Annotated in this window: 25 protein-coding genes; 14 read left to right on the plus strand and 11 right to left on the minus strand. The window is 55.6% G+C overall.

From position 1 onward, the window contains the following. Positions 1–48: 48 nt before the first annotated feature. From ibaG to mlaF, 6 genes are all read right to left on the minus strand, one after another. Entirely contained in the window at positions 49–303 is a 255-nt protein-coding gene (gene ibaG / locus ACHH0Z_RS14265) for a BolA family iron metabolism protein IbaG (protein ID WP_008501458.1), read from the minus strand. Between the two features lie 126 nt (positions 304–429). Continuing rightward, on the minus strand, positions 430–723 hold the full coding sequence (mlaB, locus tag ACHH0Z_RS14270) for a lipid asymmetry maintenance protein MlaB (protein ID WP_021242262.1): 294 nt from the start codon (positions 721–723) through the stop codon (positions 430–432). Continuing rightward, a complete protein-coding gene (gene mlaC, locus ACHH0Z_RS14275; RefSeq protein WP_021242263.1) occupies positions 723–1,358 on the minus strand; it encodes a phospholipid-binding protein MlaC in 636 nt (211 codons plus the stop codon). Before mlaC ends, mlaB begins: the two co-directional genes overlap by 1 nt. Positions 1,359–1,376: 18 nt before the next feature. Then, complete coding sequence (mlaD, locus tag ACHH0Z_RS14280) at positions 1,377–1,925, minus strand: outer membrane lipid asymmetry maintenance protein MlaD (RefSeq protein ID WP_008501455.1); 549 nt, start codon at positions 1,923–1,925, stop codon at positions 1,377–1,379. Between the two features lie 4 nt (positions 1,926–1,929). Continuing rightward, positions 1,930–2,712 carry a lipid asymmetry maintenance ABC transporter permease subunit MlaE gene (mlaE, locus tag ACHH0Z_RS14285; protein WP_008501454.1) on the minus strand — a complete coding sequence of 261 codons (783 nt, stop codon included), beginning with the start codon at positions 2,710–2,712 and terminating at the stop codon, positions 1,930–1,932. Positions 2,713–2,719: 7 nt separating this feature from the next. Further along, positions 2,720–3,532, minus strand: a complete 813-nt coding sequence (gene mlaF, locus ACHH0Z_RS14290; RefSeq protein ID WP_045407065.1) for a phospholipid ABC transporter ATP-binding protein MlaF — start codon at positions 3,530–3,532, stop codon at positions 2,720–2,722. 227 nt (positions 3,533–3,759) lie between these two features. On the opposite strand from mlaF, the gene ACHH0Z_RS14295 reads away from it, so the two are divergent. From ACHH0Z_RS14295 to npr, 11 genes are all read left to right on the plus strand, one after another. Then, positions 3,760–4,737, plus strand: a complete 978-nt coding sequence (locus tag ACHH0Z_RS14295; RefSeq protein ID WP_008501451.1) for a calcium/sodium antiporter — start codon at positions 3,760–3,762, stop codon at positions 4,735–4,737. Positions 4,738–4,750: 13 nt separating this feature from the next. After that, a complete protein-coding gene (gene kdsD, locus ACHH0Z_RS14300) occupies positions 4,751–5,737 on the plus strand; it encodes an arabinose-5-phosphate isomerase KdsD (RefSeq protein ID WP_008501450.1) in 987 nt (328 codons plus the stop codon). Positions 5,738–5,751: 14 nt separating this feature from the next. After that, positions 5,752–6,318: a 3-deoxy-manno-octulosonate-8-phosphatase KdsC gene (kdsC, locus tag ACHH0Z_RS14305; RefSeq protein ID WP_008501449.1), complete on the plus strand. Its 567-nt coding sequence runs from the start codon at positions 5,752–5,754 to the stop codon at positions 6,316–6,318. Further along, positions 6,315–6,890 carry an LPS export ABC transporter periplasmic protein LptC gene (lptC, locus tag ACHH0Z_RS14310; protein WP_021242266.1) on the plus strand — a complete coding sequence of 192 codons (576 nt, stop codon included), beginning with the start codon at positions 6,315–6,317 and terminating at the stop codon, positions 6,888–6,890. The genes kdsC and lptC overlap by 4 nt, the downstream gene beginning before the upstream one ends. Then, a complete protein-coding gene (gene lptA, locus ACHH0Z_RS14315) occupies positions 6,859–7,413 on the plus strand; it encodes a lipopolysaccharide ABC transporter substrate-binding protein LptA (RefSeq protein ID WP_008501447.1) in 555 nt (184 codons plus the stop codon). The genes lptC and lptA overlap by 32 nt, the downstream gene beginning before the upstream one ends. Before the next feature lie 6 nt (positions 7,414–7,419). Next, a complete protein-coding gene (lptB, locus tag ACHH0Z_RS14320; protein ID WP_008501446.1) occupies positions 7,420–8,145 on the plus strand; it encodes an LPS export ABC transporter ATP-binding protein in 726 nt (241 codons plus the stop codon). 47 nt (positions 8,146–8,192) lie between these two features. Next, positions 8,193–9,626: an RNA polymerase factor sigma-54 gene (rpoN, locus tag ACHH0Z_RS14325; RefSeq protein ID WP_008501445.1), complete on the plus strand. Its 1,434-nt coding sequence runs from the start codon at positions 8,193–8,195 to the stop codon at positions 9,624–9,626. A 22-nt stretch (positions 9,627–9,648) separates the two neighbouring features. After that, positions 9,649–9,936, plus strand: coding sequence for a ribosome hibernation promoting factor (gene hpf / locus ACHH0Z_RS14330; protein ID WP_008501444.1), 288 nt, complete (start codon positions 9,649–9,651; stop codon positions 9,934–9,936). Positions 9,937–10,018: 82 nt separating this feature from the next. Next, positions 10,019–10,510 (plus strand): PTS IIA-like nitrogen regulatory protein PtsN, encoded by a 492-nt coding sequence (gene ptsN, locus ACHH0Z_RS14335; RefSeq protein WP_008501443.1) that lies wholly within the window; start codon positions 10,019–10,021, stop codon positions 10,508–10,510. 45 nt (positions 10,511–10,555) lie between these two features. Next, positions 10,556–11,410: an RNase adapter RapZ gene (gene rapZ / locus ACHH0Z_RS14340; RefSeq protein WP_008501442.1), complete on the plus strand. Its 855-nt coding sequence runs from the start codon at positions 10,556–10,558 to the stop codon at positions 11,408–11,410. Next, positions 11,407–11,679 carry a PTS phosphocarrier protein NPr gene (npr, locus tag ACHH0Z_RS14345; RefSeq protein ID WP_003861872.1) on the plus strand — a complete coding sequence of 91 codons (273 nt, stop codon included), beginning with the start codon at positions 11,407–11,409 and terminating at the stop codon, positions 11,677–11,679. The genes rapZ and npr overlap by 4 nt, the downstream gene beginning before the upstream one ends. Before the next feature lie 41 nt (positions 11,680–11,720). Here npr and mtgA read toward each other — a convergent pair whose 3' ends face one another. The 5 genes from mtgA to lptF form a co-directional block, all read right to left on the minus strand. Further along, entirely contained in the window at positions 11,721–12,446 is a 726-nt protein-coding gene (gene mtgA / locus ACHH0Z_RS14350; RefSeq protein ID WP_008501440.1) for a monofunctional biosynthetic peptidoglycan transglycosylase, read from the minus strand. Continuing rightward, complete coding sequence (elbB, locus tag ACHH0Z_RS14355; protein WP_045407068.1) at positions 12,443–13,096, minus strand: isoprenoid biosynthesis glyoxalase ElbB; 654 nt, start codon at positions 13,094–13,096, stop codon at positions 12,443–12,445. The genes mtgA and elbB overlap by 4 nt, the downstream gene beginning before the upstream one ends. Before the next feature lie 232 nt (positions 13,097–13,328). Beyond that, entirely contained in the window at positions 13,329–15,662 is a 2,334-nt protein-coding gene (arcB, locus tag ACHH0Z_RS14360; RefSeq protein ID WP_008501438.1) for an aerobic respiration two-component sensor histidine kinase ArcB, read from the minus strand. Between the two features lie 135 nt (positions 15,663–15,797). Then, positions 15,798–16,880, minus strand: coding sequence for an LPS export ABC transporter permease LptG (lptG, locus tag ACHH0Z_RS14365; RefSeq protein WP_008501437.1), 1,083 nt, complete (start codon positions 16,878–16,880; stop codon positions 15,798–15,800). Then, a complete protein-coding gene (gene lptF / locus ACHH0Z_RS14370; protein WP_021242268.1) occupies positions 16,880–17,980 on the minus strand; it encodes an LPS export ABC transporter permease LptF in 1,101 nt (366 codons plus the stop codon). Before lptF ends, lptG begins: the two co-directional genes overlap by 1 nt. 266 nt (positions 17,981–18,246) lie before the next feature. Between lptF and pepA the strand changes: the two genes are divergently transcribed. The 3 genes from pepA (at position 18,247) to ACHH0Z_RS14385 (ending at position 23,174) form a co-directional block, all read left to right on the plus strand. Further along, positions 18,247–19,758, plus strand: coding sequence for a leucyl aminopeptidase (gene pepA, locus ACHH0Z_RS14375; RefSeq protein ID WP_008501434.1), 1,512 nt, complete (start codon positions 18,247–18,249; stop codon positions 19,756–19,758). Positions 19,759–19,875: 117 nt separating this feature from the next. Continuing rightward, the gene (holC, locus tag ACHH0Z_RS14380; RefSeq protein ID WP_008502815.1) at positions 19,876–20,319 is read left to right on the plus strand and encodes a DNA polymerase III subunit chi; all 444 of its coding nucleotides are present in this window, start codon (positions 19,876–19,878) and stop codon (positions 20,317–20,319) included. Continuing rightward, positions 20,319–23,174, plus strand: coding sequence for a valine--tRNA ligase (locus tag ACHH0Z_RS14385; RefSeq protein WP_023294670.1), 2,856 nt, complete (start codon positions 20,319–20,321; stop codon positions 23,172–23,174). The genes holC and ACHH0Z_RS14385 overlap by 1 nt, the downstream gene beginning before the upstream one ends. The last annotated feature ends 112 nt before the right edge of the window (positions 23,175–23,286 follow it).

Below are 23,286 nucleotides of genomic sequence, written 5' to 3' on the forward strand. Positions count from 1 at the left end.
TGTGCTCTCTTATAAATTCAACCGTGCTGCGGGCCTGTCGCCCTCAGCTCAAAAACCGTTTAGTTTGCGATCGCGTGCCCACTCTTGCGGGGTGAACGCTTTAATCGACAGGGCGTGGATGCGGTTATCCGCAATATATTCCATCAGCGGCGCGTACACAGCCTGCTGTTTCTTCACACGGCTCATACCGTCGAACATCTCACCCACAGCAATAACCTGGAAGTGACTGCCATCGCCTGTGACGTGGGCTTCCTGAAGGGAGAGTGCATTCATCAGCACTGTCTGGATTTCATGATTTTCCATGGGCTCTTAATCATCTGATAGTGAAAACAAGCCCAACATCTTAGAGCAAAGTGGCGTCGTCTTAAACAAGCAAAAAGCCCCGACGATGAAACTGTCAGGGCTTTCGGAAGTAACGCACTGAAAATATTAACGAGGCAGTACGTCCTGAGGCAGATTGTAGAGCTGCGCCAGGGTCACGACATTCTCGCTCGCGCCGCGAAGCGTGACGCTCGCCCCCTGCTTTTTCCCTACCGCAACCAGATGGGCAAGCAGTGCAACGCCTGCCGTATCTACCCGCGTGACGTCGGTTAAGTCAATAACCGTCACGCCCTGCATGGCCTCATGGCGTTTATCCCATAAGGGGTTCAGCAGATCCTGATCCAGCTCACCGGACAGCTTTAATGTCTCGCCTTCACGCGACCAGCTGAGTTGCTGTGACATTACTTCTTCTCGTCCAGACTAATTTTCTGACGAGCGATGGACTGCAGCTGCGCGGTCAGGCCATCAATCCCCTTGGTGCGCAGCAGGTCGCTCCACTCGTTCTGTTTGGTGGTGATCATGCTTACGCCTTCGGCGATCATGTCATACGCCTGCCAGTGGCCGGTCTGGCTGTTTTTGCGCCACTGGAAATCCAGACGCACCGGCGGACGACCATTAGGATCGTTGATCGTTACGCGAATAGGGACGATGGTCGCATCACCCAGCGGCTGCTCCGGGGCGATCTGATAGGTCTGACCGTGGTACATCGCCAGCGCCTGACCATACGCCTGCTTCAGGTATTCACGGAAAGCGGCAAAATAGGCCTCACGCTGCGCCGGGGTTGCGTCTTTGTAATAGCGGCCCAGCACCAGGGCTCCCGCATATTTGATCTGCACGTACGGCAGCAGCTCCTGGTCAACCACGTCACGCAGGTAATCAGGATTAGCACGAATCTTAGGCTGCTCGTTTTTAAGACGATCGAAGGTTTTCTTCGCGGCTTCGTCCATCAGTTTGTACGGGTTACTCTGATCCGCCGCGTGCACCGCGGTGAGAGGGGCAATAACCAGCATGGCAACCATTAACAGTCGTTTAAACATGAATGACTTCTCCTGATATTAATTCGCAGCACCTGGGGTCGGCGCAGCATTGGTATGGTCTTCACTCTGCGCAGGGGCATTGTCAGACTTTTTATCATCCCCTTTACTGTTGTAAAGGAACTGACCAATCATATCTTCCAGTACCATGGCGGACTTGGTGTCCTGGATCACGCTCCCGTCCTTAAGGATAGTCGTTCCCAGCTCGGGGTCTTCAAAACCGACGTTAAGCGCCAGATATTGTTCGCCCAGCAGACCGGAAGTCCGGATAGAAAGGGAGCTGGTGTCCGGAATGTGGTTGTAACGCTCTTCGATATCCATCGCGACACGTGGCAGATAGGTCTTCTCATCCAGCGTAATGTCAGATACGCGTCCGATCACCACGCCGCCAATACGGACCGGTGAACGCGCCTTCAGCCCGCCGATGTTATCGAAGGTGGCATAGATGCGATACGTCGGCTCGGTGCGCACAGACGTGATATCCGCCGCTCTGAGGCAGATAAACAGCGCGGCCAGCAGCGCCAGCAGCAGGAATACACCGACCCAAATTTCATTTTTTCTCGTTTGCATGAACTCAATTCCCAAACATCAGTGCGGTGAGCACAAAATCCAGACCCAGTACGGCCAGCGACGAATGAACGACTGTACGTGTAGTTGCGCGGCTAATGCCCGCCGACGTCGGGATGGCATCGTAACCATTGAACAATGCAATCCAGGTGACCGTAATGGCAAATACCACGCTCTTAATCAGGCAGTTAATCAGATCCATTCGCAGATCGATGGCGTCCTGCATGGCAGACCAGAAGAAACCGGCATCAATGCCTTTCCAGTGCACGCCGACCAGCGAACCGCCCCAGATCCCCACGGCGACAAACAGAATCGTCAGCAGCGGTAAAGAGATGACCCCGGCCCAGAAACGCGGCGAGATCACGCGACGCAGCGGATCGACCGCCATCATCTCCATGCTGGAGAGCTGCTCGGTCGCGCGCATCAGGCCAATTTCAGCCGTTAAGGCCGACCCCGCGCGCCCGGCGAAAAGCAGCGCCGCCACAACGGGCCCCAGTTCACGCAGCAGCGAGAGCGCCACCAGCATCCCGAGGCTGGTTTCCGCACTGTAGGTTGTCAGCACCAGGTAGCCCTGCAGACCCAGCACCATACCGATAAACAGACCGGAGACAATGATGATGAGCATCGACAGCACGCCGACGTTATAAAGCTGACGCACCAATAGCGGCGCGTGCTTACGGAATTCCGGCTTGCCGACCAGCGCGTTGAATAACATCAATCCGGCACGCCCGAACGTCCTGATGGTTTTTATGCCACGGTGTCCGAGAGCGGCCAACGCATTTAACAGCATGAGTGGCTTAACTCCCTATTCCCAGTAAATCGTCACGATAGTCGCCCGCCGTGTAGCGGAACGGCACAGGGCCATCGGCAATACCGTCGAGGAACTGCCGCACGCGCGGATCGCAATTTTCCTGCAGCGCCTGGGCGCTACCGTGTGCGACGATCTTTTTGTCCGCTACGATGTAGGCGTAATCGGCAATGCTCAACACTTCAGGTACATCGTGAGACACCACAATGCAGGTGACGCCAAGCGCGCTGTTCAGTTCAGAGATGAGCTTCACCAGCACGCCCATCGTGATGGGATCCTGCCCGACAAACGGTTCGTCGAACATAATTAAATCAGGTTCTAATGCGATGGCTCGCGCCAGCGCGGCACGACGCGCCATCCCGCCGGACAGCTCCGAAGGCATCAGCTTCGCGGCGCCCCGCAGCCCGACGGCTTCTAGCTTCATCATCACCGTGCTTTTCAGCAGCGCAGGCGGCAGGCTGGTATGCTCGCGCAGCGGATAGGCAACGTTATCAAAGACGTTCATGTCGGTGAACAAAGCCCCCGACTGAAAGAGCATGCTCATGCGTTTGCGAACAGTATACAGGCGCGAGCGCGACATCTCCGGGATGTTTTCGCCATCAAAGAGGATTTCACCGCTATCCGGTGGGATCTGCCCACCAATAAGGCGGAGCAGGGTCGTTTTACCGATCCCGGACGGCCCCATGATGGCAGTAATTTTGCCACGCGGCACGGTCAACGAAATATCATCAAATATCAATCTGTTGGCGCGAGAAAAACTCACCCCGCGGACATCGACTAAATTCGCCATGGTTTGGCTCATTTATGGTTCCTTTCTTATCCTGCTCACGTTAAGGCATGTAGCCTGAATCAGCCCTAAACTCCGCATTTTTACAGAATAATAACCGTAGAGGTTAGCGAAAGCTGGCATTTGTTTTACTTTTCCGGCGCATAAAGTCAAAATTAGGAATTCGTTACGCCTCAGACTGTATGCAGTCCAGCCATTCCCGAGCAATGGACCGACGAGTATACCTGAAGAAAGGACTTTTGATGCTTTTAGCAACAGCACTGTTAATAATTGGTTTACTGTTGGTGGTCTACAGTGCTGACCGTTTAGTGTTTGCTGCATCTATCCTGTGTCGCCTGAGTGGCGTACCACCTGTTGTCATCGGGATGACCGTGGTCAGCGTAGGAACGTCGCTTCCTGAAATCATCGTCTCTGTCTCTGCCTCGCTGCATGGTCAGGTAGACCTGGCAGTCGGCACCGCCATTGGCTCTAACATCGTCAATATTTTATTGATTTTAGGCCTGGCCGCGCTGCTCCATCCTTTTCGCGTGCATTCTGATGTTCTGCGCCGTGAATTGCCGCTAATGTTACTCGTAAGCCTGCTGGCAGGGTGCGTATTTTACGATGGCGTACTGAGCTACAGCGACGGCATTTTCCTGCTGGCGCTGGCCGTTATTTGGCTGCTGTATAGTGTTAAGATCGCCCGTCTGGCTGAAAAGCAGGGTCAGGATAGCCTCACGCGCGAGCAGGTCGCCGAGCTTCCGCGAGAAGGCACGCTGCCTGTTGCCCTGCTCTGGCTGGGCGTCGCGCTGATCATCATGCCGATGGCAACGCGCATGGTCGTGGATAACGCGACGGTGCTGGCGAACTATTTTGCCATCAGCGAGCTGACTATAGGCCTGACGGTGATTGCCATCGGCACCAGCCTGCCGGAGCTGGCCACCGCCATTGCGGGTGCACGTAAAGGTGAGGATGACATTGCCATTGGTAATATCATCGGTTCTAACATTTTTAATATCGCCATTGTGATGGGCCTGCCGGCCCTGATTTCGCCAGGGCCCTTTAATCCTCTGGCGTTCTCACGTGATTACGGCGTGATGTTGCTGGTCAGCGTGATTTTTGCCCTGCTCTGCTGGCGGCGGCAACGACAGATCGGCAAAGGCGCAGGCGCGCTGCTGACGGGTGGATTTATCGTATGGATGGCGATGCTGTACTGGCTCTCGCCTCTTCTCTCTGGGTAAACGGAAACGCATTATGTCGCAAATAGAATTGCAGCCGGGTTTTGACTTTCAGAAAGCAGGCAAAGACGTTCTGGAGATTGAACGTGAAGGTCTGGCGCAGTTAGATCAGTACATTAATCAGGATTTTAGTCTGGCATGTGAGAAGATATTCTACTGCGCCGGCAAAGTCGTGGTGATGGGGATGGGCAAGTCCGGCCACATTGGACGCAAAATGGCGGCAACCTTTGCCAGTACCGGCACCTCGTCCTTCTTTGTCCACCCGGGGGAAGCCGCGCACGGGGACTTGGGTATGGTCACGCCGCAGGATATCGTCATCGCGCTCTCCAACTCCGGTGAGTCCAATGAAATCCTGGCGCTCATCCCGGTTCTGAAGCGACTGCAGGTGCCGCTGATTTGCATGACCAGCCGCCCGGAAAGCAGCATGGCGCGTGCAGCCGATATTCACCTGTGCGTGAAGGTTCCTAAGGAGGCCTGTCCGCTCGGTCTGGCGCCGACCTCCAGCACCACCGCTGCACTGGTCATGGGCGATGCGCTTGCCGTGGCGCTGCTTGAAGCCCGTGGCTTTACGCCGGAAGATTTCGCGCTTTCCCACCCGGGCGGCGCGCTGGGGCGCAAGCTCCTGCTGCGGGTAAACGATATTATGCACACCGGGGATGAGATCCCTCACGTCAGTAAAGAAGCCTCCCTGCGTGATGCGCTGCTGGAAATCACCCGCAAGAATCTGGGGATGACGGTCGTGTGCGACGATCTGATGAAAATTCAGGGGATCTTCACCGATGGCGACCTGCGTCGCGTGTTCGACATGGGTGTCGATGTCCGCACGCTCGGTATTGCCGATGTGATGACGCCCGGCGGCATCCGCGTGCGTCCGGGTACGCTGGCCGTGGACGTGCTGAACCTGATGCAGTCCCGCCATATCACCTCCGTTATGGTTGCCGATGGCGACCAGTTGCTGGGTGTGGTACATATGCATGATCTGCTGCGCGCAGGCGTAGTGTAATGAAGGATAAGACAATGAGTAATGCGGGTGCATCCCTTGCAACCTGTTATGGTCCGGTCAGTACCCAGATGATGGCAAAGGCGGAAAACATTCGTCTGCTCATCCTCGATGTGGATGGGGTTCTCTCCGACGGCCTGATTTACATGGGCAATAATGGTGAAGAGCTGAAGGCGTTTAACGTTCGCGACGGCTACGGTATCCGCTGTGCGCTCACCTCGGGGATTGAGGTGGCGATCATCACCGGGCGAAACGCTAAACTGGTAGAAGACCGCTGTGAAACTTTAGGTATTACCCATCTGTATCAGGGTCAATCCGATAAGATGGCGGCGTTCAATGATTTACTGGGTAAACTGGCTATCGCACCGGAAAACGTGGCCTACGTCGGGGACGACCTGATTGACTGGCCGGTGATGGCTGAAGTTGGGCTGAGCATCGCCGTTGCCGATGCGCATCCGCTGCTGATCCCGCGCGCCGACTACGTTACCCACATCAACGGTGGCCGCGGCGCTGTCCGTGAAGTCTGCGATCTGCTTCTGCTGGCGCAGGGCAAGCTTGATGAGGCCAAAGGGCAATCGATATGAGTAAAACCAGACGTTGGATTATCATTTTGCTTTCGCTTGTCGCACTGGTATTGATTGGCGTGAACCTTGCCGATCGCGACGATACGCAAACGGAAGTGATCAACAATACCGATCCAACCTATAAAAGCGATCACAGCGACACCGTGGTCTACAGCCCGGAAGGCGCGCTGAACTATCGCCTGATTGCCCAGCATGTTGAATATTTTTCCGATGATGGCGTTTCATGGTTTACCCAACCTGTGATGACCACATTTGATAAAGACAAAGTGCCGACGTGGTCAATTAAGTCAGATCGGGCCAAACTGACAAATGACCGTATGCTTTATCTGTATGGCCACGTTGAAGTCAACGCCCTGACCGCTGACTCGCAACTGCGAAAAATTACGACGGATAATGCCCAGATCAACCTGGTAACCCAGGACGTGACGTCGCAGGATCTGGTCACACTGTATGGCACAACATTTAATTCCAGCGGTTTAAGAATGCGCGGGAACTTACGCAGCAAGAACGCCGAGCTGATAGAAAAGGTTAGAACCTCCTATGAAATTCAAAACAAACAAACTCAGCCTTAAAGTAATTATCGCCAGCGCGATGCTGGCGGCCAGTCTCCCCGCGCTTGCTGTAACGGGCGATACCGACCAGCCGATCCATATTGAGTCCGACACCCAGTCTCTCGATATGCAGGGTAACGTCGTCACCTTCACGGGTAACGTCGTCATGACCCAGGGCACCATCAAAATCAACGCCGACAAAGTGGTCGTGACCCGTCCGGGTGGCGAGCAGGGCAAAGAGATTATCGATGGCTATGGTAATCCGGCGACCTTCTACCAGATGCAGGACAACGGCAAGCCGGTGAAAGGCCGCGCTACGCACATGCACTATGAGCTGGCGAAGGATCTGGTCATCCTGACCGGAAACGCGTACCTGGAACAGCTGGACAGCAACATTACCGGCGACCAGATTACCTATCTGGTTAAAGAGCAAAAAATGCAGGCCTCCAGCGAGAAAGGCAAACGCGTGACCACCGTACTGGTTCCGTCGCAGCTGCAGGACAAAGGCAAGGGCCAGGCCCCGGCACAGAAGAAGAGTAACTAATTCGTTATGGCAACATTAACTGCAAAAAACCTCGCGAAGGCCTATAAGGGCCGCCGTGTCGTAGAAGATGTCAGTCTGACCGTCAACTCCGGCGAAATCGTGGGGCTGCTTGGCCCGAACGGTGCGGGTAAAACGACAACCTTCTACATGGTGGTGGGTATTGTGCCGCGCGATGCCGGCAACATTATCATTGACGATGAAGACATCAGTCTTCTGCCGCTGCACGCGCGCGCGCGTCGCGGGATCGGCTATCTGCCGCAGGAAGCCTCCATTTTCCGTCGTCTCAGCGTTTACGACAACCTGATGGCGGTCCTGCAAATTCGTAACGACCTGACCAACGAACAGCGTCAGGATCGTGCTAACGAGCTGATGGAAGAGTTCCACATTGAGCATCTGCGCGACAGCCTCGGTCAGGCACTCTCCGGGGGCGAACGCCGTCGCGTTGAAATTGCGCGTGCGCTGGCCGCAAACCCGAAATTTATCCTTCTGGATGAACCGTTTGCGGGCGTTGACCCCATCTCCGTTATCGACATTAAACGTATCATTGAGCACCTGCGCGACAGCGGGCTTGGCGTACTGATCACCGACCACAACGTGCGTGAAACGCTGGCCGTATGTGAACGCGCCTATATTGTCAGCCAGGGCAATCTGATCGCCCACGGTACGCCGCAGCAGATCCTCGAAGACGATCATGTTAAGCGCGTCTATCTTGGGGAAGACTTCAGACTCTGATAGGGTAGAGGTAACGTAACGCCGAACCGGAGAAAAATGCTCTGAACATGAAGCAAGGTTTGCAATTAAGGCTCAGCCAACAACTGGCGATGACGCCGCAGCTACAGCAGGCAATTCGCCTGTTGCAACTGTCTACGTTAGAACTTCAGCAGGAGCTCCAGCAGGCGCTGGACAGTAACCCCCTGCTGGAACAAACCGATCTTCATGACGAGGTAGATACCCAGCAATCGCAGGATACTGAAGCGCTCGATACCGCGGATGCACTCGAACAAAAAGAGATGCCCGACGAGCTTCCGCTTGATGCCAGCTGGGATGAAATCTACACCGCCGGAACCCCTTCCGGTACGCGTGCAGACTACCAGGACGATGAGCTACCGGTCTATCAGGGCGAAACCACCCAGTCGCTGCAGGATTACCTGATGTGGCAGGTGGAACTCACCCCCTTCTCCGATACCGACCGCGCGATTGCCACGTCGATTGTCGATGCCGTTGACGACACCGGCTATTTGACCGTCACCCTCGACGATATACTGGAAAGCATGGGCGACGACGAGATTGAGCTTGAGGAAGTCGAAGCCGTTCTGAAGCGCATCCAGCGTTTCGATCCGGTAGGCGTGGCCGCAAAAGATCTGCGCGACTGCCTGCTGATCCAGCTTTCTCAGTTCAGTAAAGAGACGCCATGGCTCGAGGAGGCGCGGGCGATCATCAGCGATCATCTGGATCTGCTGGCGAACCACGATTTCCGCACCCTGATGCGCGTCACGCGCCTGAAGGAAGAGGTGCTGAAAGAAGCGGTGAATCTGATCCAGTCGCTCGATCCGCGCCCCGGTCAGTCGATCCAGACCAGCGAGCCCGAGTACGTGATCCCGGACGTGCTGGTCAGAAAACACAACGGCCGCTGGGTCGTTGAACTGAATTCAGACAGCATCCCTCGCCTGCAAATCAACCAGCAGTATGCCTCCATGTGCACCAGCGTGCGTAACGACGCCGACAACCAATATATTCGTAGCAATTTGCAGGAAGCGCGATGGCTGATCAAAAGTCTGGAGAGCCGAAATGATACGCTGCTACGCGTCAGCCGCTGCATTGTCGAACAGCAGCAGGCTTTCTTTGAGCAGGGCGAAGAGTATATGAAACCGATGGTGCTGGCGGATATCGCCCAGGCCGTCGAGATGCATGAATCAACCATTTCCCGTGTCACCACGCAGAAGTATCTGCACAGTCCACGCGGTATTTTTGAGCTTAAGTATTTCTTCTCCAGCCATGTGAATACCGAGGGCGGCGGCGAAGCGTCGTCAACGGCCATTCGTGCTCTGGTGAAGAAGTTGATCGCCGCGGAGAATCCCGCGAAGCCACTAAGCGACAGTAAGTTAACCACCATGCTGTCCGATCAGGGTATTATGGTGGCACGTCGTACTGTTGCGAAGTATCGAGAGTCTTTATCCATTCCGCCGTCCAACCAGCGTAAACAGCTGGTCTGACACAACCGATAAGGAAGACACTATGCAGCTCAACATCACTGGACAAAACGTCGAAATTACTGAGGCTTTACGCGACTTTGTGAACGCGAAGTTTGCAAAACTCGAGCAGTATTTCGAAAGGATCAATCAGGTCTACATTGTGTTGAAAGTGGAGAAAGTGACTCATATCTCGGATGCCACCCTGCATGTTAACGGGGGGGAACTGCATGCCAGTGCGGAAGGGCAAGACATGTACGCTGCTATCGACGGCTTGATTGATAAGCTTGCGCGACAGCTCAATAAACATAAAGATAAACTGAAACAACACTAATTGTCCGGGCAGTTAACGGGTGCAGGACGGCCTGTTGTGAAACACAACAGGCCATTTGTACAGTTAGCGCTTAGGTGAAATTATGATGAACAACGATTCCGCTCTTCAACTGAGCAATGTCCTTAACCAGGAATGTACCCGCAGTGCGGTTCACTGCCAGAGCAAAAAACGTGCGCTGGAAATCATCAGTGAACTGGCCGCAAAACAGCTGGGCCTGCCGCCGCAGGTGGTGTTCGAAGCAATTCTGACCCGCGAAAAGATGGGCAGTACCGGTATCGGCAACGGCATCGCAATCCCGCACGGCAAGCTGGAAGAGGATACCCTGCGTGCCGTCGGTGTGTTTGTGCAGCTTGAAACACCGATCGCCTTTGATGCCATTGATAACCAGCCCGTCGATCTCCTCTTCGCGCTGCTGGTGCCTGCTGACCAGACGAAAACCCATCTGCATACGCTGTCGCTGGTCGCCAAACGTCTGGCTGATAAAACCATTTGCCGTCGACTGCGCTCGGCTCAAAGTGATGAAGAGCTTTATCAAATTATCACCGAAGCAGAAGGCAATCAGGATGATGCATAACCAGGAGATGGCCTTCACATCTGTTGTCCTGAGGAGAAACGGAACATGGTGCTGATGATTGTCAGCGGTCGTTCAGGGTCGGGGAAATCCGTGGCTCTGCGCGCGCTGGAAGACATGGGTTTTTACTGCGTCGATAACCTGCCGGTCGTGTTGTTGCCCGACCTGGCCCGTACGCTTGCGGAGAGACAGACCTCGGCCGCCGTCAGTATCGACGTTCGTAACATGCCGGAATCGCCAGAGATCTTCGAACAGGCAATGAGTAACCTGCCTGACACGTTCTCGCCTCAGCTGCTGTTCCTCGATGCAGACCGTAATACCCTGATTCGCCGCTACAGCGACACCCGTCGTTTGCACCCGCTTTCCAGTAAGAACCTCTCCCTGGAGAGCGCAATCGATGAAGAGAGCGATCTGCTGGAGCCGCTGCGTTCTCGCGCCGACCTGATTGTCGACACCTCTGAGATGTCCGTTCACGAGCTGGCAGAAATGCTGCGTACCCGCTTGCTGGGAAAACGCGAGCGCGAACTGACGATGGTGTTCGAATCCTTTGGCTTCAAGCACGGTATCCCGATTGATGCGGATTATGTTTTCGACGTGCGCTTCCTGCCGAACCCGCACTGGGATCCGAAACTGCGTCCCATGACCGGTCTGGATAAACCCGTTGCGGCCTTCCTCGACAGGCACACAGAAGTTCACAATTTTATCTACCAGACGCGAAGCTACCTTGAGCTATGGTTACCTATGCTGGAGACAAACAATCGTAGCTATCTAACGGTAGCGATTGGCTGTACCGGCGGTAAACATCGTTCGGTCTACATCGCCGAACAGCTGGCCGACTATTTCCGCTCGCGCGGGAAGAACGTTCAGTCCCGTCATCGCACGCTGGAAAAACGTAAAACATGACCGTAAAACAGACCGTTGAGATCACCAATAAGCTGGGCATGCATGCGCGCCCGGCGATGAAGCTGTTTGAGCTGATGCAGGGTTTCGATGCAGAAGTTCTGCTGCGGAATGACGAAGGTACCGAAGCGGAGGCGAACAGCGTCATTGCGCTGCTGATGCTGGATTCCGCCAAAGGGCGTCAGATTGAAGTCGAAGCCACCGGCCCCCAGGAAGAGGAAGCGCTGGCGGCGGTGATTGCGCTGTTTAACGCAGGGTTCGACGAAGATTAAGGTCTCTGCCCTTCAGGCGGGTGGCGCTGCGCTTACCCGCCCTACATAAGTTTGTTGCTCTCCATAAACCCTTCTCCTCCCAACTGACGCATCTGGCGCATAATCCACGCCTGACGGCTTCGCACGTACCCTGAGGGGGCACTGGCTTTAAAACGGAGGGGATTAGGCAGAACAGCCGCGAGCAGCGCCGCCTCCGACATGCTCAGCTTGCTGGCGGGTTTATTAAAATAGCGTTGTGATGCAGCTTCGACACCAAATACCCCGTCGCCAAACTCGGCAACGTTGAGATACACGGTCAGAATGCGCTTTTTGCTCCAGACCGTTTCCATGCCCAGGGTGAGCCCCGCTTCCAGCCCCTTTCGCACCCAGCTACGGCCGTCCCACAGAAACAGATTTTTGGCCGTCTGCTGCGACAACGTTGACGCGCCGCGCACGCGGTTTTCATGGCGTTCGTTATGGGCCAGCGCCTTCTCAATGGCCGCAACGTCGAACCCCCAGTGCTCAGGGAATTTCTGATCCTCCGCTGCGATGACCGCCAGCCCCATAAACGGAGAGATCTCGTCCATGCTTACCCAGTCAGAATGGGCAACATAGCCGAAATCGCCGCTGAGCCACGCGCCGAGCTGACGCTCAACCATCACGGCAGAGAACGGGACCGGCATAATGCTGAACACGGCCAGCCCGCCTCCCCAGAACACCGCCATGACGAGAACGATGCGTAGAAGAAGGCGTTTCACCCATGCGCCTGCGGAAAACGGACGCCTCATTCCGTCAGCACCAGCACGCGGGCGACCAGTTTTTCAATGCCCACGGCGGCTTCCGCGATATTCTTCGCCAGCATATACGCAGGCGTGGTGACAATCTTGTTATCTTCATCAACCACAATGTCATCCACCGGGCACGGAACGTGTTCGCCCCCCATTTCTTCGACAATCTCTGCGGTATCAATATCCGTCCCGATGGTCACGCGCAGCGGGAAATCAAAAATTTTAGGCAACATCGCCGGTGCGATACAGATAAAGCCCAACGGTTTCCCTGCCGCATGCATGGCCTGCGACAGCGCTTTGAGATGAGGATCGATCTGACACTCCGCGCCCTGCGCGGCAAAGGTACTGAGATTTTTGGCTGCGCCAAACCCACCTGGCACAATGAGCGCATCAAGCTCTGCAGGGTCTGCCTGAATAAGAGGATGGATGACACCTCGCGTAATGCGCGCGGCTTCAATCAGCACGTTACGGGTTTCCGCCATCGGCTCACCGGTCAGATGGTTAATCACATCCGCCTGATTTTTGTCCGGTGCAAAACAAATCACCTCGGCTCCCTGCTTAGCCAGGGCCAGCAGCGTGATGACGGCTTCATGTATCTCAGAGCCATCGTAAACACCGCATCCGCTTAGCACGACACCAATCTTTTTCATCATGACAATCCTTTTCTGCAACTTGCTGAAGCACATTAATAATTTTGATTAAAACGCTATGCTTCACACATTTCACTGATTCATGTAACAAACCATTTAAGATTTGCTATCTTATCTGCGTGCGGCCTAAATTTTTCAGGCAGCGCCCTTTCAAAAATAACGTTTAAAAACAGGCGCAGCCACGATTTCCCTGGTGTTGGCGCAGTATTCGCGCACCCCGGTTAATCCGGGGTCATTTTTTTCTGGCGTCAACCCAGGCTTTTAGCACCGCCACATCGTTTTGCCATTCCTGTTTCATCTCTTCAACCCAATCACCCACGTTATCTTCCCATGCAGGTAAATCAGGCGACTGAATCTGTTGCCCCAACTGCTGCAGATGGCGTAAGCCAACCGAGCCGGCGGCACCTTTGATTTTATGTCCTTCTTCCACGATCCCCTTCTGGTCACGGGCCGTCAGGTTGGATTCCAGCACGCTCAGATAGCCCGGCATCATTTTTTCGAACACCGCCAGACCGTCGGTAATCAGTTTCGGCCCCACCAGATCGATGTACTGCTCCAGCATCGCGGTATCGAGTATCGTTTGGGCTTTTGCGCTATCAACAGACGTCATGGTGCTCTCCTCTTCATCATGGGTATCCCAGAACTTTTTGATCATAGCGGTCAGAGCAGGCACCGCCAGCGGCTTGCTGAGTACATCGTCCATACCGGCATCGAGATACTCTTTTTTATCTTTCAGCACGTTCGCCGTCAGGGCAACCAGCGGCGGCAGTTCGTCGGCCGCGTACTGACGCGTCAACTCGCGCGAGATATCCAGCCCGGTCATATCCGGTAATTGAATATCCAGCAGAACAAGATCGTATTCGCCTGGTTTAAACATCTCCAGCGCGGCTTTACCGGTCATCGCGACATCCACGCTGTTGCCCAGTTTTTCCAGTACAGAGCGCGCCACAATTACGTTCAGCTCAATATCTTCCACCAGCAGGACGTGCAGGGCAGGCAGCGGCATATCGTCATTTTCAAAGGTATCCTCTACCTCTTCCGCCACCGCAGGGGCATGGACCGTCAGCGTGAAGGTTGACCCTTTGCCCGGCTGGCTGGCAACGGTGATATCGCCGCCCATACTCTTCGCCAGACGTTTAGACACCGCCAGGCCAATGCCCGTACCGGTGGCCGGTTTCCCACCGTTGCTGTCCTTCACCTGATAATACATGGCGAAGATTTTGTCCTGCTCCTCCAGCGGAATACCCATCCCGGAGTCTTCCACCTCGAAGTGCAGCATGTCACCTTCGTCATAGCGGATACGCACCGCCACCTTTCCTTTCTGGGTAAATTTCACCGCGTTGCTGATCAGGTTCCACAGGATCTGGCGCAGTCGCGTGCCGTCCGTCACCACTTTATGCGGCAGCGGCAGGGTTGGCTCCATGACAAAGCTCAATCCCTTCTGCTGCGCCTGCAGGCCAGACAGGTTTTCCAGATCGGCAAGGAAGCTGGTGAAATCCACAGGCTGGTTATCAAGCTGAACTTTACGGCGCTCCATCTTATCCATATCAATAATATCGTTGAAGATATTACCCAGCGTGACCGCTGAAACATGGATAGTCTTGAGGTATTTTTCCTGCTCTGCGGTCAGGTCGGTATCCAGCAGAATACGGCTCAAGCCGACGATGCCGTTAAGCGGCGTGCGCAGCTCGTGGCTGATGGTGGAGATAAAGGTGGTCTTGTCGCGGCTGGCGCGCTCCAGGGCATCCTGATAGCGCTTACGCTCGGTAATATCGCGGCCAAAGCCCATCAGGCCGTGGCGTTTCCCCACGCGGTCATAGTAGGGCACCTTACGGATCTCAAAGCAGGCTTTGCGCCCGTCCGGGTAATCCAGCCACTGTTCATAGGTCAGCGAGACGTTATGACGGAAGACTTTTTCGTCGGTCTCCATGACCTTGGCCGCCGCCTCTTCAGAGTAAACGTCCTGCGGCTTCAGGTGTATCAGCTGCTTCTCGCTTTTTCCGGTGAGCAACTCCATCGCCCGGTTACAGCCGGAAAACTCTTTATCTTCATTACGGTAGAACACCAGATCCGGCGACGCATCCAGGAACGATCGCAGGAAAGAAGATTGCTGCTCAAGCTGGATCTGCGTGACCTCGCGCTCTTTCATTTCGATTTTCAGCTGCTCCAGGGTGGCCTGACGCTCGGCCTCCGCTTTCTCACGATCTGAAATCTCCTGATTCAGCTGCGCAATGTTGTCTTTGAGCTGGACGTTGAGCTTCAGGTCACGCTCGCGCATCTCTTCCAGCTTATCCACCAGCTTAGACAAACGCTGACGGGACTCTTCCAGCTGTTCAACCACCACGGAAAGGAAATAGACCGCCCAGGGAGTAATAAGCAAGCCAAAGAAGATGGAGCGGATGACGTCGATACTCTCGACCTGACCATGCAGAACCATGGTAACCGCCATTTGCACGACAATGGCCAGAACGACCAGCGCCAGCGCAAGCAGCATGGAAAAACGCACCAGCCCAAGCTTCATCATCAGGTCGACGTAATACTGGGCAAGCATTCGAATTTGCTTCATAGAGGATCCCTTCACGACGTTATCGCTCAATAATACTCAAATTCGCGGCGGGACGTTGAAGGTTGTGAGAAAAAGTGCGGGGTGAAACAGGAGATTAGCCTCGCTCCCGGGTAACCGGAAGCGAGGCGAGGTCAATCAGGAGCGTTTCAACAGCAGCCAGAGACTGATCAGGAGGAAGCTGGCGCTTGGCAGCAGCGCACCGATAATCGGCGGAATGCCATAAACCAGCGTCAGCGGACCGAAGATCTGATCGAGCACGTAGAACACAAAGCCGAAGCTGATGCCGGTCACGACGCGGACCCCCATCGGCACGCTGCGCAACGGGCCGAAGATAAACGACAGCGCCATCAGCATCATTACCGCCACGGACATCGGCTGGAAGATTTTGCTCCACATGTTGAGCTGATAGCGTCCCGCATCCTGTCCGCTCGACTTCAGGTATTTCACATAGTTGTGTAAACCACTGATGGAGAGCGCGTCAGGATCCAGCGCCACGACGCCGAGCTTATCGGGCGTCAGGTTGGTTTTCCACGTACCGGTTACCGTCTGAGAACCCGTAATCTGTTTCGGATCGGTCAGGTCAGATTCATCAACCTGGGACAACCGCCACTGCTTATGTTCGGCGTCAAACTTCGCCGAAGAGGCGTGGCGAACGGACTGCAGACGGCGCTGGTCATCGAAAGCGTAGATGCTCACTCCGCCCAGTTCATCATTCCCCTTCACCCGTTCGATGTAGACGAAGTTTTTACCGTCTTTCGCCCATAAACCTTGCTGAGTCGAGAGCAGTGAGCCGCCGTACATCGCCTGAGCACGGTAGTTACGCGCCATCTGTTCGCCCTGCGGCGCGACCCACTCGCCAATCGCCATGGTCAACAGCACCAGGGGGATGGCGGTTTTCATCACCGACAGCGCGACCTGCATACGGGTAAAACCCGAAGCCTGCATAACGACCAGCTCACTGCGCTGCGCCAGCATCCCCAGCCCCAGCAGCGCCCCCAGCAGGGCCGCCATCGGGAAGAAGATCTGCACATCTTTCGGCACGCTGAGCAGGGTATACATCCCCGCGCCCAGCGCGTCATAGCTCCCCTGCCCGGCTTTTTTCAGCTGATCGACAAATTTGATAATGCCGGAGAGGGACACCAGCATGAACAACGTCATCATGATGGTGGTAAAAATGGTTTTACCGATATAGCGATCAAGAACGCCAAACGCCTGCATTAGATGGCTCCTTTACGCGAGAATCGGGCACGTATGCGGCGCACAGGCACCGTATCCCACAGGTTTAACCCCAGCGCCAGTAAGATGTACAGGCTGTTAACGAACCATGTCCAGACCATAGGGTCCAGCTTACCCTTCGCGCCGTTGGAACGAATCGAGGTTTGCAGCAGGAAATAGATCAGGTAAAGCAGCATCGCTGGCAGCATAGAGAGCACGCGTCCCTGACGCGGGTTCACCACGCTCAGCGGAACGACAATCAGCGCCATCATAAACACGGTGAAGACAAGCGTAATACGCCAGTGGAACTCAGCACGCGCTCGGTTGGTATCGGTATTCCAGAGGGTACGCATGTCCATTTGCTCGGTATCCGTTGGATCGAGCGCCACGGTCTGATGGCCGATAATGGCCTGATAGTTCTGGAAATCCGTAATGCGGAAGTCACGCAGCATCGCGGTGCCTTCGAAACGGGTGCCTTTGTTCAGCGTCACGACCTGAGAACCATCTTTGCGCTGAGCAAGCTGACCGGAGTCGGCAACCACCACAGAAGGACGCGCGTTACCTTTAGGACGCAGCTGCGCCAGGAAGACATCGTTGAATTTGCTGCCGTCAACGCTCTCAATAAACAGCACGGAGTTCCCGTCGGTTGCCTGCTGGAACTGCCCCTGGGCTAACGCCGCCATGCCGGGGTTGGCTTTCGCTTCGGCCAGCACTTCGTCCTGATGGCGAGAAGACAGAGGACCCGCCCACATCACATTCACCGCCGCAACGATACCCGTGAACAGCGCCAGTATCATGGCGGCTTTGACCAGCACCGCTTTGCTCAGGCCACAGGCATGCATCACCGTGATTTCACTCTCGGTGTAGAGTTTCCCAAGCGTCATGAGCAGGCCAAGGAAAAGACTTAGCGGCAGGATAAGCTGCGCCATTTCCGGGATCCCTAAACCAAGCAGGGAAAGCACCAGATTTGTTGGAATTTCGCCGTCAACGGCCGCACCGAGGATCTTAACCAGCTTCTGACAGAAAAAAATCAGCAGCAGGATGAAGAGGATCGCCAGTTGGCTTTTGAGCGTCTCCCGCACCAGATATCTTATGATTATCACTTTAAATACGCCCGTAAAAACCCGTCTCTTTGCTGGAAAATCGCTTGTTTCATGGCTTAAACGTCATTTATTCTCTTGAGTCGTCGAAATCATCGCTAAGATTAAAACATCCGGCGGATTCACGCTTCAGGACTTTTTCTGACGTGTCGAAACCGTAGTAACGTAAGATTAACACGAAGTCACCACAACAGCGGACATGAGTTACGAAAGGTTTCAATTCTATCCGTAGCCGCCGCCGTTGTCTTTAAGATTCAGGAGCGTAGTGCATGGAGTTCAGTGTAAAAAGCGGTAGCCCGGAGAAACAGCGGAGTGCCTGCATCGTTGTGGGCGTCTTTGAACCACGCCGACTCTCCCCGATCGCCGAACAACTCGATAAAATCAGTGACGGCTATATTAGCGCCCTGCTGCGCCGTGGCGAACTGGAAGGCAAACCTGGGCAGACGCTGTTACTGCACCATGTTCCGAACGTACTGTCAGAGCGCATCCTGCTGATTGGCTGCGGCAAAGAACGCGAGCTGGATGAACGTCAGTACAAGCAGGTGATTCAGAAAACCATCAATACGCTGAATGATACCGGTTCAATGGAAGCGGTATGCTTCCTGACCGAGCTGCACGTTAAAGGGCGTAACACCTACTGGAAAGTGCGTCAGGCAGTCGAAACGGCAAAAGAGAGCCTGTACAGTTTCGATCAGCTGAAGACCAATAAAAGCGAGCCGCGTCGTCCGCTGCGTAAAATGGTCTTTAACGTGCCAACCCGTCGCGAGCTGACCAGCGGCGAGCGCGCCATTCAGCACGGTCTGGCGATTGCCGCCGGTATTAAAGCGGCAAAAGATCTCGGCAACATGCCGCCGAACATCTGTAACGCCGCTTACCTCGCCTCTCAGGCGCGCCAGCTGGCCGACGCCTACAGCAAAAACGTGATTACCCGCGTCATCGGCGAACAGCAGATGAAAGAGCTGGGAATGCACTCTTACCTGGCGGTCGGTAACGGCTCGCAGAACGAATCCCTGATGTCGGTTATCGAGTACAAGGGCAACCCGGCCGAAGACGCGCGCCCTGTCGTGCTGGTCGGTAAAGGCCTGACCTTCGATTCCGGCGGTATCTCCATCAAGCCTGCCGAAGGCATGGATGAGATGAAATACGACATGTGCGGCGCGGCGGCGGTTTACGGCGTGATGCGCATGGTCGCGGAGCTTCAGCTGCCGATCAACGTGATCGGCGTCCTGGCGGGCTGCGAAAACATGCCCGGCGGTCGCGCGTATCGCCCGGGTGACGTCCTGACCACCATGTCTGGCCAGACGGTAGAAGTGCTGAACACCGACGCCGAAGGCCGTCTGGTACTCTGTGACGTGTTGACCTACGTTGAGCGCTTCGAGCCGGAAGCGGTCATTGACGTCGCCACGCTCACCGGTGCCTGCGTGATTGCCCTTGGCCACCACATTACCGGCCTGATGTCTAACCATAATCCGCTGGCGCACGAGCTGATTAGCGCCTCGGAGCAGGCCGGTGACCGCGCATGGCGTCTGCCGCTGGGTGACGAATATCAGGAGCAGCTGGAGTCTAACTTCGCGGATATGGCGAACATCGGCGGACGTCCTGGCGGGGCGATCACCGCGGGATGCTTCCTGGCGCGCTTCACCCGCAAGTACAACTGGGCGCACCTGGATATCGCGGGCACCGCATGGCGCTCCGGTAAGGCAAAGGGCGCAACCGGTCGTCCGGTGGCGCTGCTGTCGCAGTTCCTGCTCAATCGTGCGGGTTTTAACGGCGACGAGTGATATAAAGTGCCGGGTGGCGGCTTCGCCTTACCCGGCCTACACGCCACTCAACCGTAGGCCGGGTAAGCGAAGCGCCACCCGGCTTTGCATTTAAATCCACGACAAGAAGCCCCATATATGAAGAATGCAACGTTCTACCTTCTGGACAACGACACCCATCAGGATGGACTCAGCGCCGTCGAACAGCTGGTGTGTGAAATTGCCGCAGAACGTTGGCGCGCAGGCAAACGCGTGTTGATCGCCTGTGAAGATGAGCAGCAGGCGATTCGTCTCGATGAAGCGCTGTGGGCCCGCCCGCCTGAGAGCTTTGTTCCGCATAACCTATCAGGCGAAGGGCCACGCGGCGGGGCGCCGGTGGAAATTGCCTGGCCGCAAAAGCGCAACAGCAGCGCGCGCGACATTCTGATTAGCCTGCGGATAGATTTTGCAGATTTTGCCACCGCTTTCACAGAAGTGGTAGACTTTGTCCCTTACGAAGAATCCTTGAAACAACTGGCGCGCGAACGCTATAAAGCGTACCGCCTGGCTGGTTTTAACCTGAATACGGCAACCTGGAAATAATGGAAAAGACATATAACCCACGCGATATCGAACAGCCGCTTTACGAGCACTGGGAACAGCAGGGCTATTTCAAGCCTAACGGCGACGAAAGCAAAGAGTCCTTCTGCATCATGATCCCGCCGCCGAACGTCACCGGCAGTTTGCATATGGGTCATGCTTTCCAGCAGACCATCATGGACACCATGATCCGCTACCAGCGCATGCAGGGCAAAAACACCCTGTGGCAGGCGGGGACTGACCACGCGGGTATCGCGACCCAGATGGTGGTTGAGCGTAAAATTGCCGCTGAAGAAGGGAAAACCCGCCACGACTACGGTCGCGACGCGTTCATCGACAAAATCTGGCAGTGGAAAGCGGAATCTGGCGGCACCATTACCCGTCAGATGCGCCGTCTCGGCAACTCCGTGGACTGGGAGCGCGAGCGCTTCACCATGGATGAAGGCCTTTCCAACGCCGTGAAAGAAGTCTTCGTCCGCCTGTACAAAGAAGACCTGATTTACCGCGGCAAGCGCCTGGTTAACTGGGATCCAAAACTGCGCACCGCGATTTCCGATCTGGAAGTGGAAAACCGCGAGTCTAAAGGCTCCATGTGGCACATCCGCTATCCGCTGGCCGACGGCGCAAAAACCGCTGACGGTAAAGATTACCTGGTGGTCGCGACTACCCGTCCGGAAACCCTGCTGGGCGATACCGGCGTGGCCGTTAACCCGGAAGATCCGCGTTATAAAGATCTGATTGGCAAATTCGTGGTGCTGCCGCTGGTAAACCGCCGTATTCCGATTGTGGGCGACGAACACGCCGACATGGAAAAAGGCACCGGCTGCGTGAAAATCACCCCGGCGCACGACTTCAACGACTATGAAGTGGGTCGTCGTCACGCCCTGCCGATGATCAACATTCTGACCTTCGACGGCGATATCCGCGAAAGCGCAGAAGTGTACGACACCAAAGGCAACGAATCCGACGTCTATTCCAGCGACATCCCGGCCGAGTTCCAGAAGCTGGAACGCTTTGCCGCGCGTAAAGCCATCGTGGCTGCTGTTGACGCACTCGGCCTGCTGGAAGAGATCAAGCCTCACGATCTGACCGTGCCGTACGGCGACCGTGGCGGCGTGGTTATCGAGCCAATGCTGACCGACCAGTGGTACGTGCGTGCCGACGTGCTGGCGAAACCGGCTGTTGAAGCGGTTGAGAACGGCAGCATTCAGTTCGTGCCGAAGCAGTACGAAAACATGTACTTCTCCTGGATGCGCGATATTCAGGACTGGTGTATCTCCCGTCAGCTGTGGTGGGGTCACCGTATCCCGGCATGGTACGACAACGAAGGCAACGTGTACGTTGGCCGCAGCGAAGATGAAGTGCGCCAGGAAAACAACCTGAGCGCTGACGTTGCCCTGCGTCAGGACGAAGACGTGCTGGATACCTGGTTCTCCTCCGCGCTGTGGACCTTCTCCACCCTCGGCTGGCCAGAAAACACCGACGCGCTGCGTCAGTTCCACCCAACCAGCGTGATGGTGTCCGGCTTCGACATTATCTTCTTCTGGATTGCCCGCATGATCATGATGACCATGCACTTCATCAAAGACGAAGACGGCAAGCCGCAGGTTCCGTTCCATACCGTCTACATGACCGGTCTGATCCGCGACGATGAAGGCCAGAAGATGTCCAAATCCAAGGGTAACGTCATTGACCCGCTGGATATGGTTGACGGTATTTCTCTGGAAGAGCTGCTGGAAAAACGCACCGGCAACATGATGCAGCCTCAGCTGGCGGAGAAAATCCGCAAGCGCACCGAGAAGCAGTTCCCGAACGGGATTGAGGCTCACGGTACCGACGCCCTGCGCTTCACCCTGGCAGCGCTGGCCTCGACCGGCCGTGACATCAACTGGGACATGAAGCGTCTGGAAGGTTACCGTAACTTCTGTAACAAGCTGTGGAACGCCAGCCGCTTCGTGCTGATGAACACCGAAGATCAGGATTGCGGCTTCAACGGCGGCGAGATGACCCTCTCCCTGGCTGACCGCTGGATCCTGGCGGAATTCAACCAGACAGTGAAAGCGTTCCGCGAGGCGCTGGACAGCTACCGCTTCGATATCGCGGCGGGCATTCTATATGAATTCACCTGGAACCAGTTCTGTGACTGGTATCTGGAGCTGGCGAAGCCGGTCATGAACGGCGGCACTGAGGCGGAACTGCGCGGCACGCGCAACACGCTGATTACCGTTCTGGAAGGCCTGCTGCGCCTGGCGCATCCGGTTATTCCATTCATCACCGAGACCATCTGGCAGCGCGTGAAGGTGATTGCAGGCATCAACGCCGACACCATCATGCTGCAGCCGTTCCCGGCGTTCGATGCGGCTAAGGTTGATGAAGCGGCGTCTGCGGATACCGAGTGGCTGAAGCAGGCGATCGTGGCGGTACGTAACATTCGTGCTGAAATGAACATCGCGCCGGGCAAACCGCTGGAGCTGCTGCTGCGCGGCTGTAGCGAAGCGGCCGTTCGTCGCGTCACCGAGAACAACACCTTCCTGAAAACCATGGCGCGTCTGGAAAGCATCACCGTGCTGCCTGCTGATGACAAAGGTCCGGTTTCCGTGACCAAAATCATCGACGGCGCCGAGCTGCTGATCCCGATGGCAGGTCTGATCGACAAAGACGCTGAGCTGGCTCGTCTGGCGAAAGAAGTGGCGAAAGTCGACGTGGAAATTGGCAAAATCGAAAGCAAGCTGGCGAACGAAGGCTTTGTTGCCCGCGCGCCGGAAGCGGTCATCGCGAAAGAGCGTGAGCGTCTGGTTGCCTTCGCCGATGCGAAGACCAAGCTGATTGAGCAGCAGGCGGTTATCGCTGCCCTGTAATGCTTTTACCCCTTACGCTTCAGGGCGTAAGGGGTAACCTTCCTGAAAACTCCTCGCTTGCACTCCCCTTTCTGCGGTGCTATTAACAGCAGTTATGTGTCAATTTTTGTAA

The sequence above is a fragment of the Enterobacter cloacae complex sp. 2024EL-00227 genome (assembly GCF_043945315.1).
In the GTDB taxonomy this organism is placed as follows: domain Bacteria; phylum Pseudomonadota; class Gammaproteobacteria; order Enterobacterales; family Enterobacteriaceae; genus Enterobacter; species Enterobacter roggenkampii.

Bases quoted from the DNA above. Each gene is read 5' to 3' on its own strand.
- pepA (WP_008501434.1), top strand. From the start codon at position 18,247: ATGGAGTTCAGTGTAAAAAGCGGTAGCCCGGAGAAACAGCGGAGTGCC.
- lptB (WP_008501446.1), top strand. From the start codon at position 7,420: ATGGCAACATTAACTGCAAAAAACCTCGCGAAGGCCTATAAGGGCCGC.
- ACHH0Z_RS14295 (WP_008501451.1), top strand. From the start codon at position 3,760: ATGCTTTTAGCAACAGCACTGTTAATAATTGGTTTACTGTTGGTGGTC.
- rpoN (WP_008501445.1), top strand. From the start codon at position 8,193: ATGAAGCAAGGTTTGCAATTAAGGCTCAGCCAACAACTGGCGATGACG.
- mlaD (WP_008501455.1), bottom strand. From the start codon at position 1,925: ATGCAAACGAGAAAAAATGAAATTTGGGTCGGTGTATTCCTGCTGCTG.
- hpf (WP_008501444.1), top strand. From the start codon at position 9,649: ATGCAGCTCAACATCACTGGACAAAACGTCGAAATTACTGAGGCTTTA.
- ptsN (WP_008501443.1), top strand. From the start codon at position 10,019: ATGATGAACAACGATTCCGCTCTTCAACTGAGCAATGTCCTTAACCAG.
- lptC (WP_021242266.1), top strand. From the start codon at position 6,315: ATGAGTAAAACCAGACGTTGGATTATCATTTTGCTTTCGCTTGTCGCA.
- mlaB (WP_021242262.1), bottom strand. From the start codon at position 723: ATGTCACAGCAACTCAGCTGGTCGCGTGAAGGCGAGACATTAAAGCTG.
- lptA (WP_008501447.1), top strand. From the start codon at position 6,859: ATGAAATTCAAAACAAACAAACTCAGCCTTAAAGTAATTATCGCCAGC.
- kdsD (WP_008501450.1), top strand. From the start codon at position 4,751: ATGTCGCAAATAGAATTGCAGCCGGGTTTTGACTTTCAGAAAGCAGGC.
- mtgA (WP_008501440.1), bottom strand. From the start codon at position 12,446: ATGAGGCGTCCGTTTTCCGCAGGCGCATGGGTGAAACGCCTTCTTCTA.
- lptG (WP_008501437.1), bottom strand. From the start codon at position 16,880: ATGCAGGCGTTTGGCGTTCTTGATCGCTATATCGGTAAAACCATTTTT.
- rapZ (WP_008501442.1), top strand. From the start codon at position 10,556: ATGGTGCTGATGATTGTCAGCGGTCGTTCAGGGTCGGGGAAATCCGTG.
- arcB (WP_008501438.1), bottom strand. From the start codon at position 15,662: ATGAAGCAAATTCGAATGCTTGCCCAGTATTACGTCGACCTGATGATG.
- mlaE (WP_008501454.1), bottom strand. From the start codon at position 2,712: ATGCTGTTAAATGCGTTGGCCGCTCTCGGACACCGTGGCATAAAAACC.
- mlaC (WP_021242263.1), bottom strand. From the start codon at position 1,358: ATGTTTAAACGACTGTTAATGGTTGCCATGCTGGTTATTGCCCCTCTC.
- ibaG (WP_008501458.1), bottom strand. From the start codon at position 303: ATGGAAAATCATGAAATCCAGACAGTGCTGATGAATGCACTCTCCCTT.
- mlaF (WP_045407065.1), bottom strand. From the start codon at position 3,532: ATGAGCCAAACCATGGCGAATTTAGTCGATGTCCGCGGGGTGAGTTTT.
- holC (WP_008502815.1), top strand. From the start codon at position 19,876: ATGAAGAATGCAACGTTCTACCTTCTGGACAACGACACCCATCAGGAT.
- ACHH0Z_RS14385 (WP_023294670.1), top strand. From the start codon at position 20,319: ATGGAAAAGACATATAACCCACGCGATATCGAACAGCCGCTTTACGAG.
- npr (WP_003861872.1), top strand. From the start codon at position 11,407: ATGACCGTAAAACAGACCGTTGAGATCACCAATAAGCTGGGCATGCAT.
- kdsC (WP_008501449.1), top strand. From the start codon at position 5,752: ATGAGTAATGCGGGTGCATCCCTTGCAACCTGTTATGGTCCGGTCAGT.
- elbB (WP_045407068.1), bottom strand. From the start codon at position 13,096: ATGAAAAAGATTGGTGTCGTGCTAAGCGGATGCGGTGTTTACGATGGC.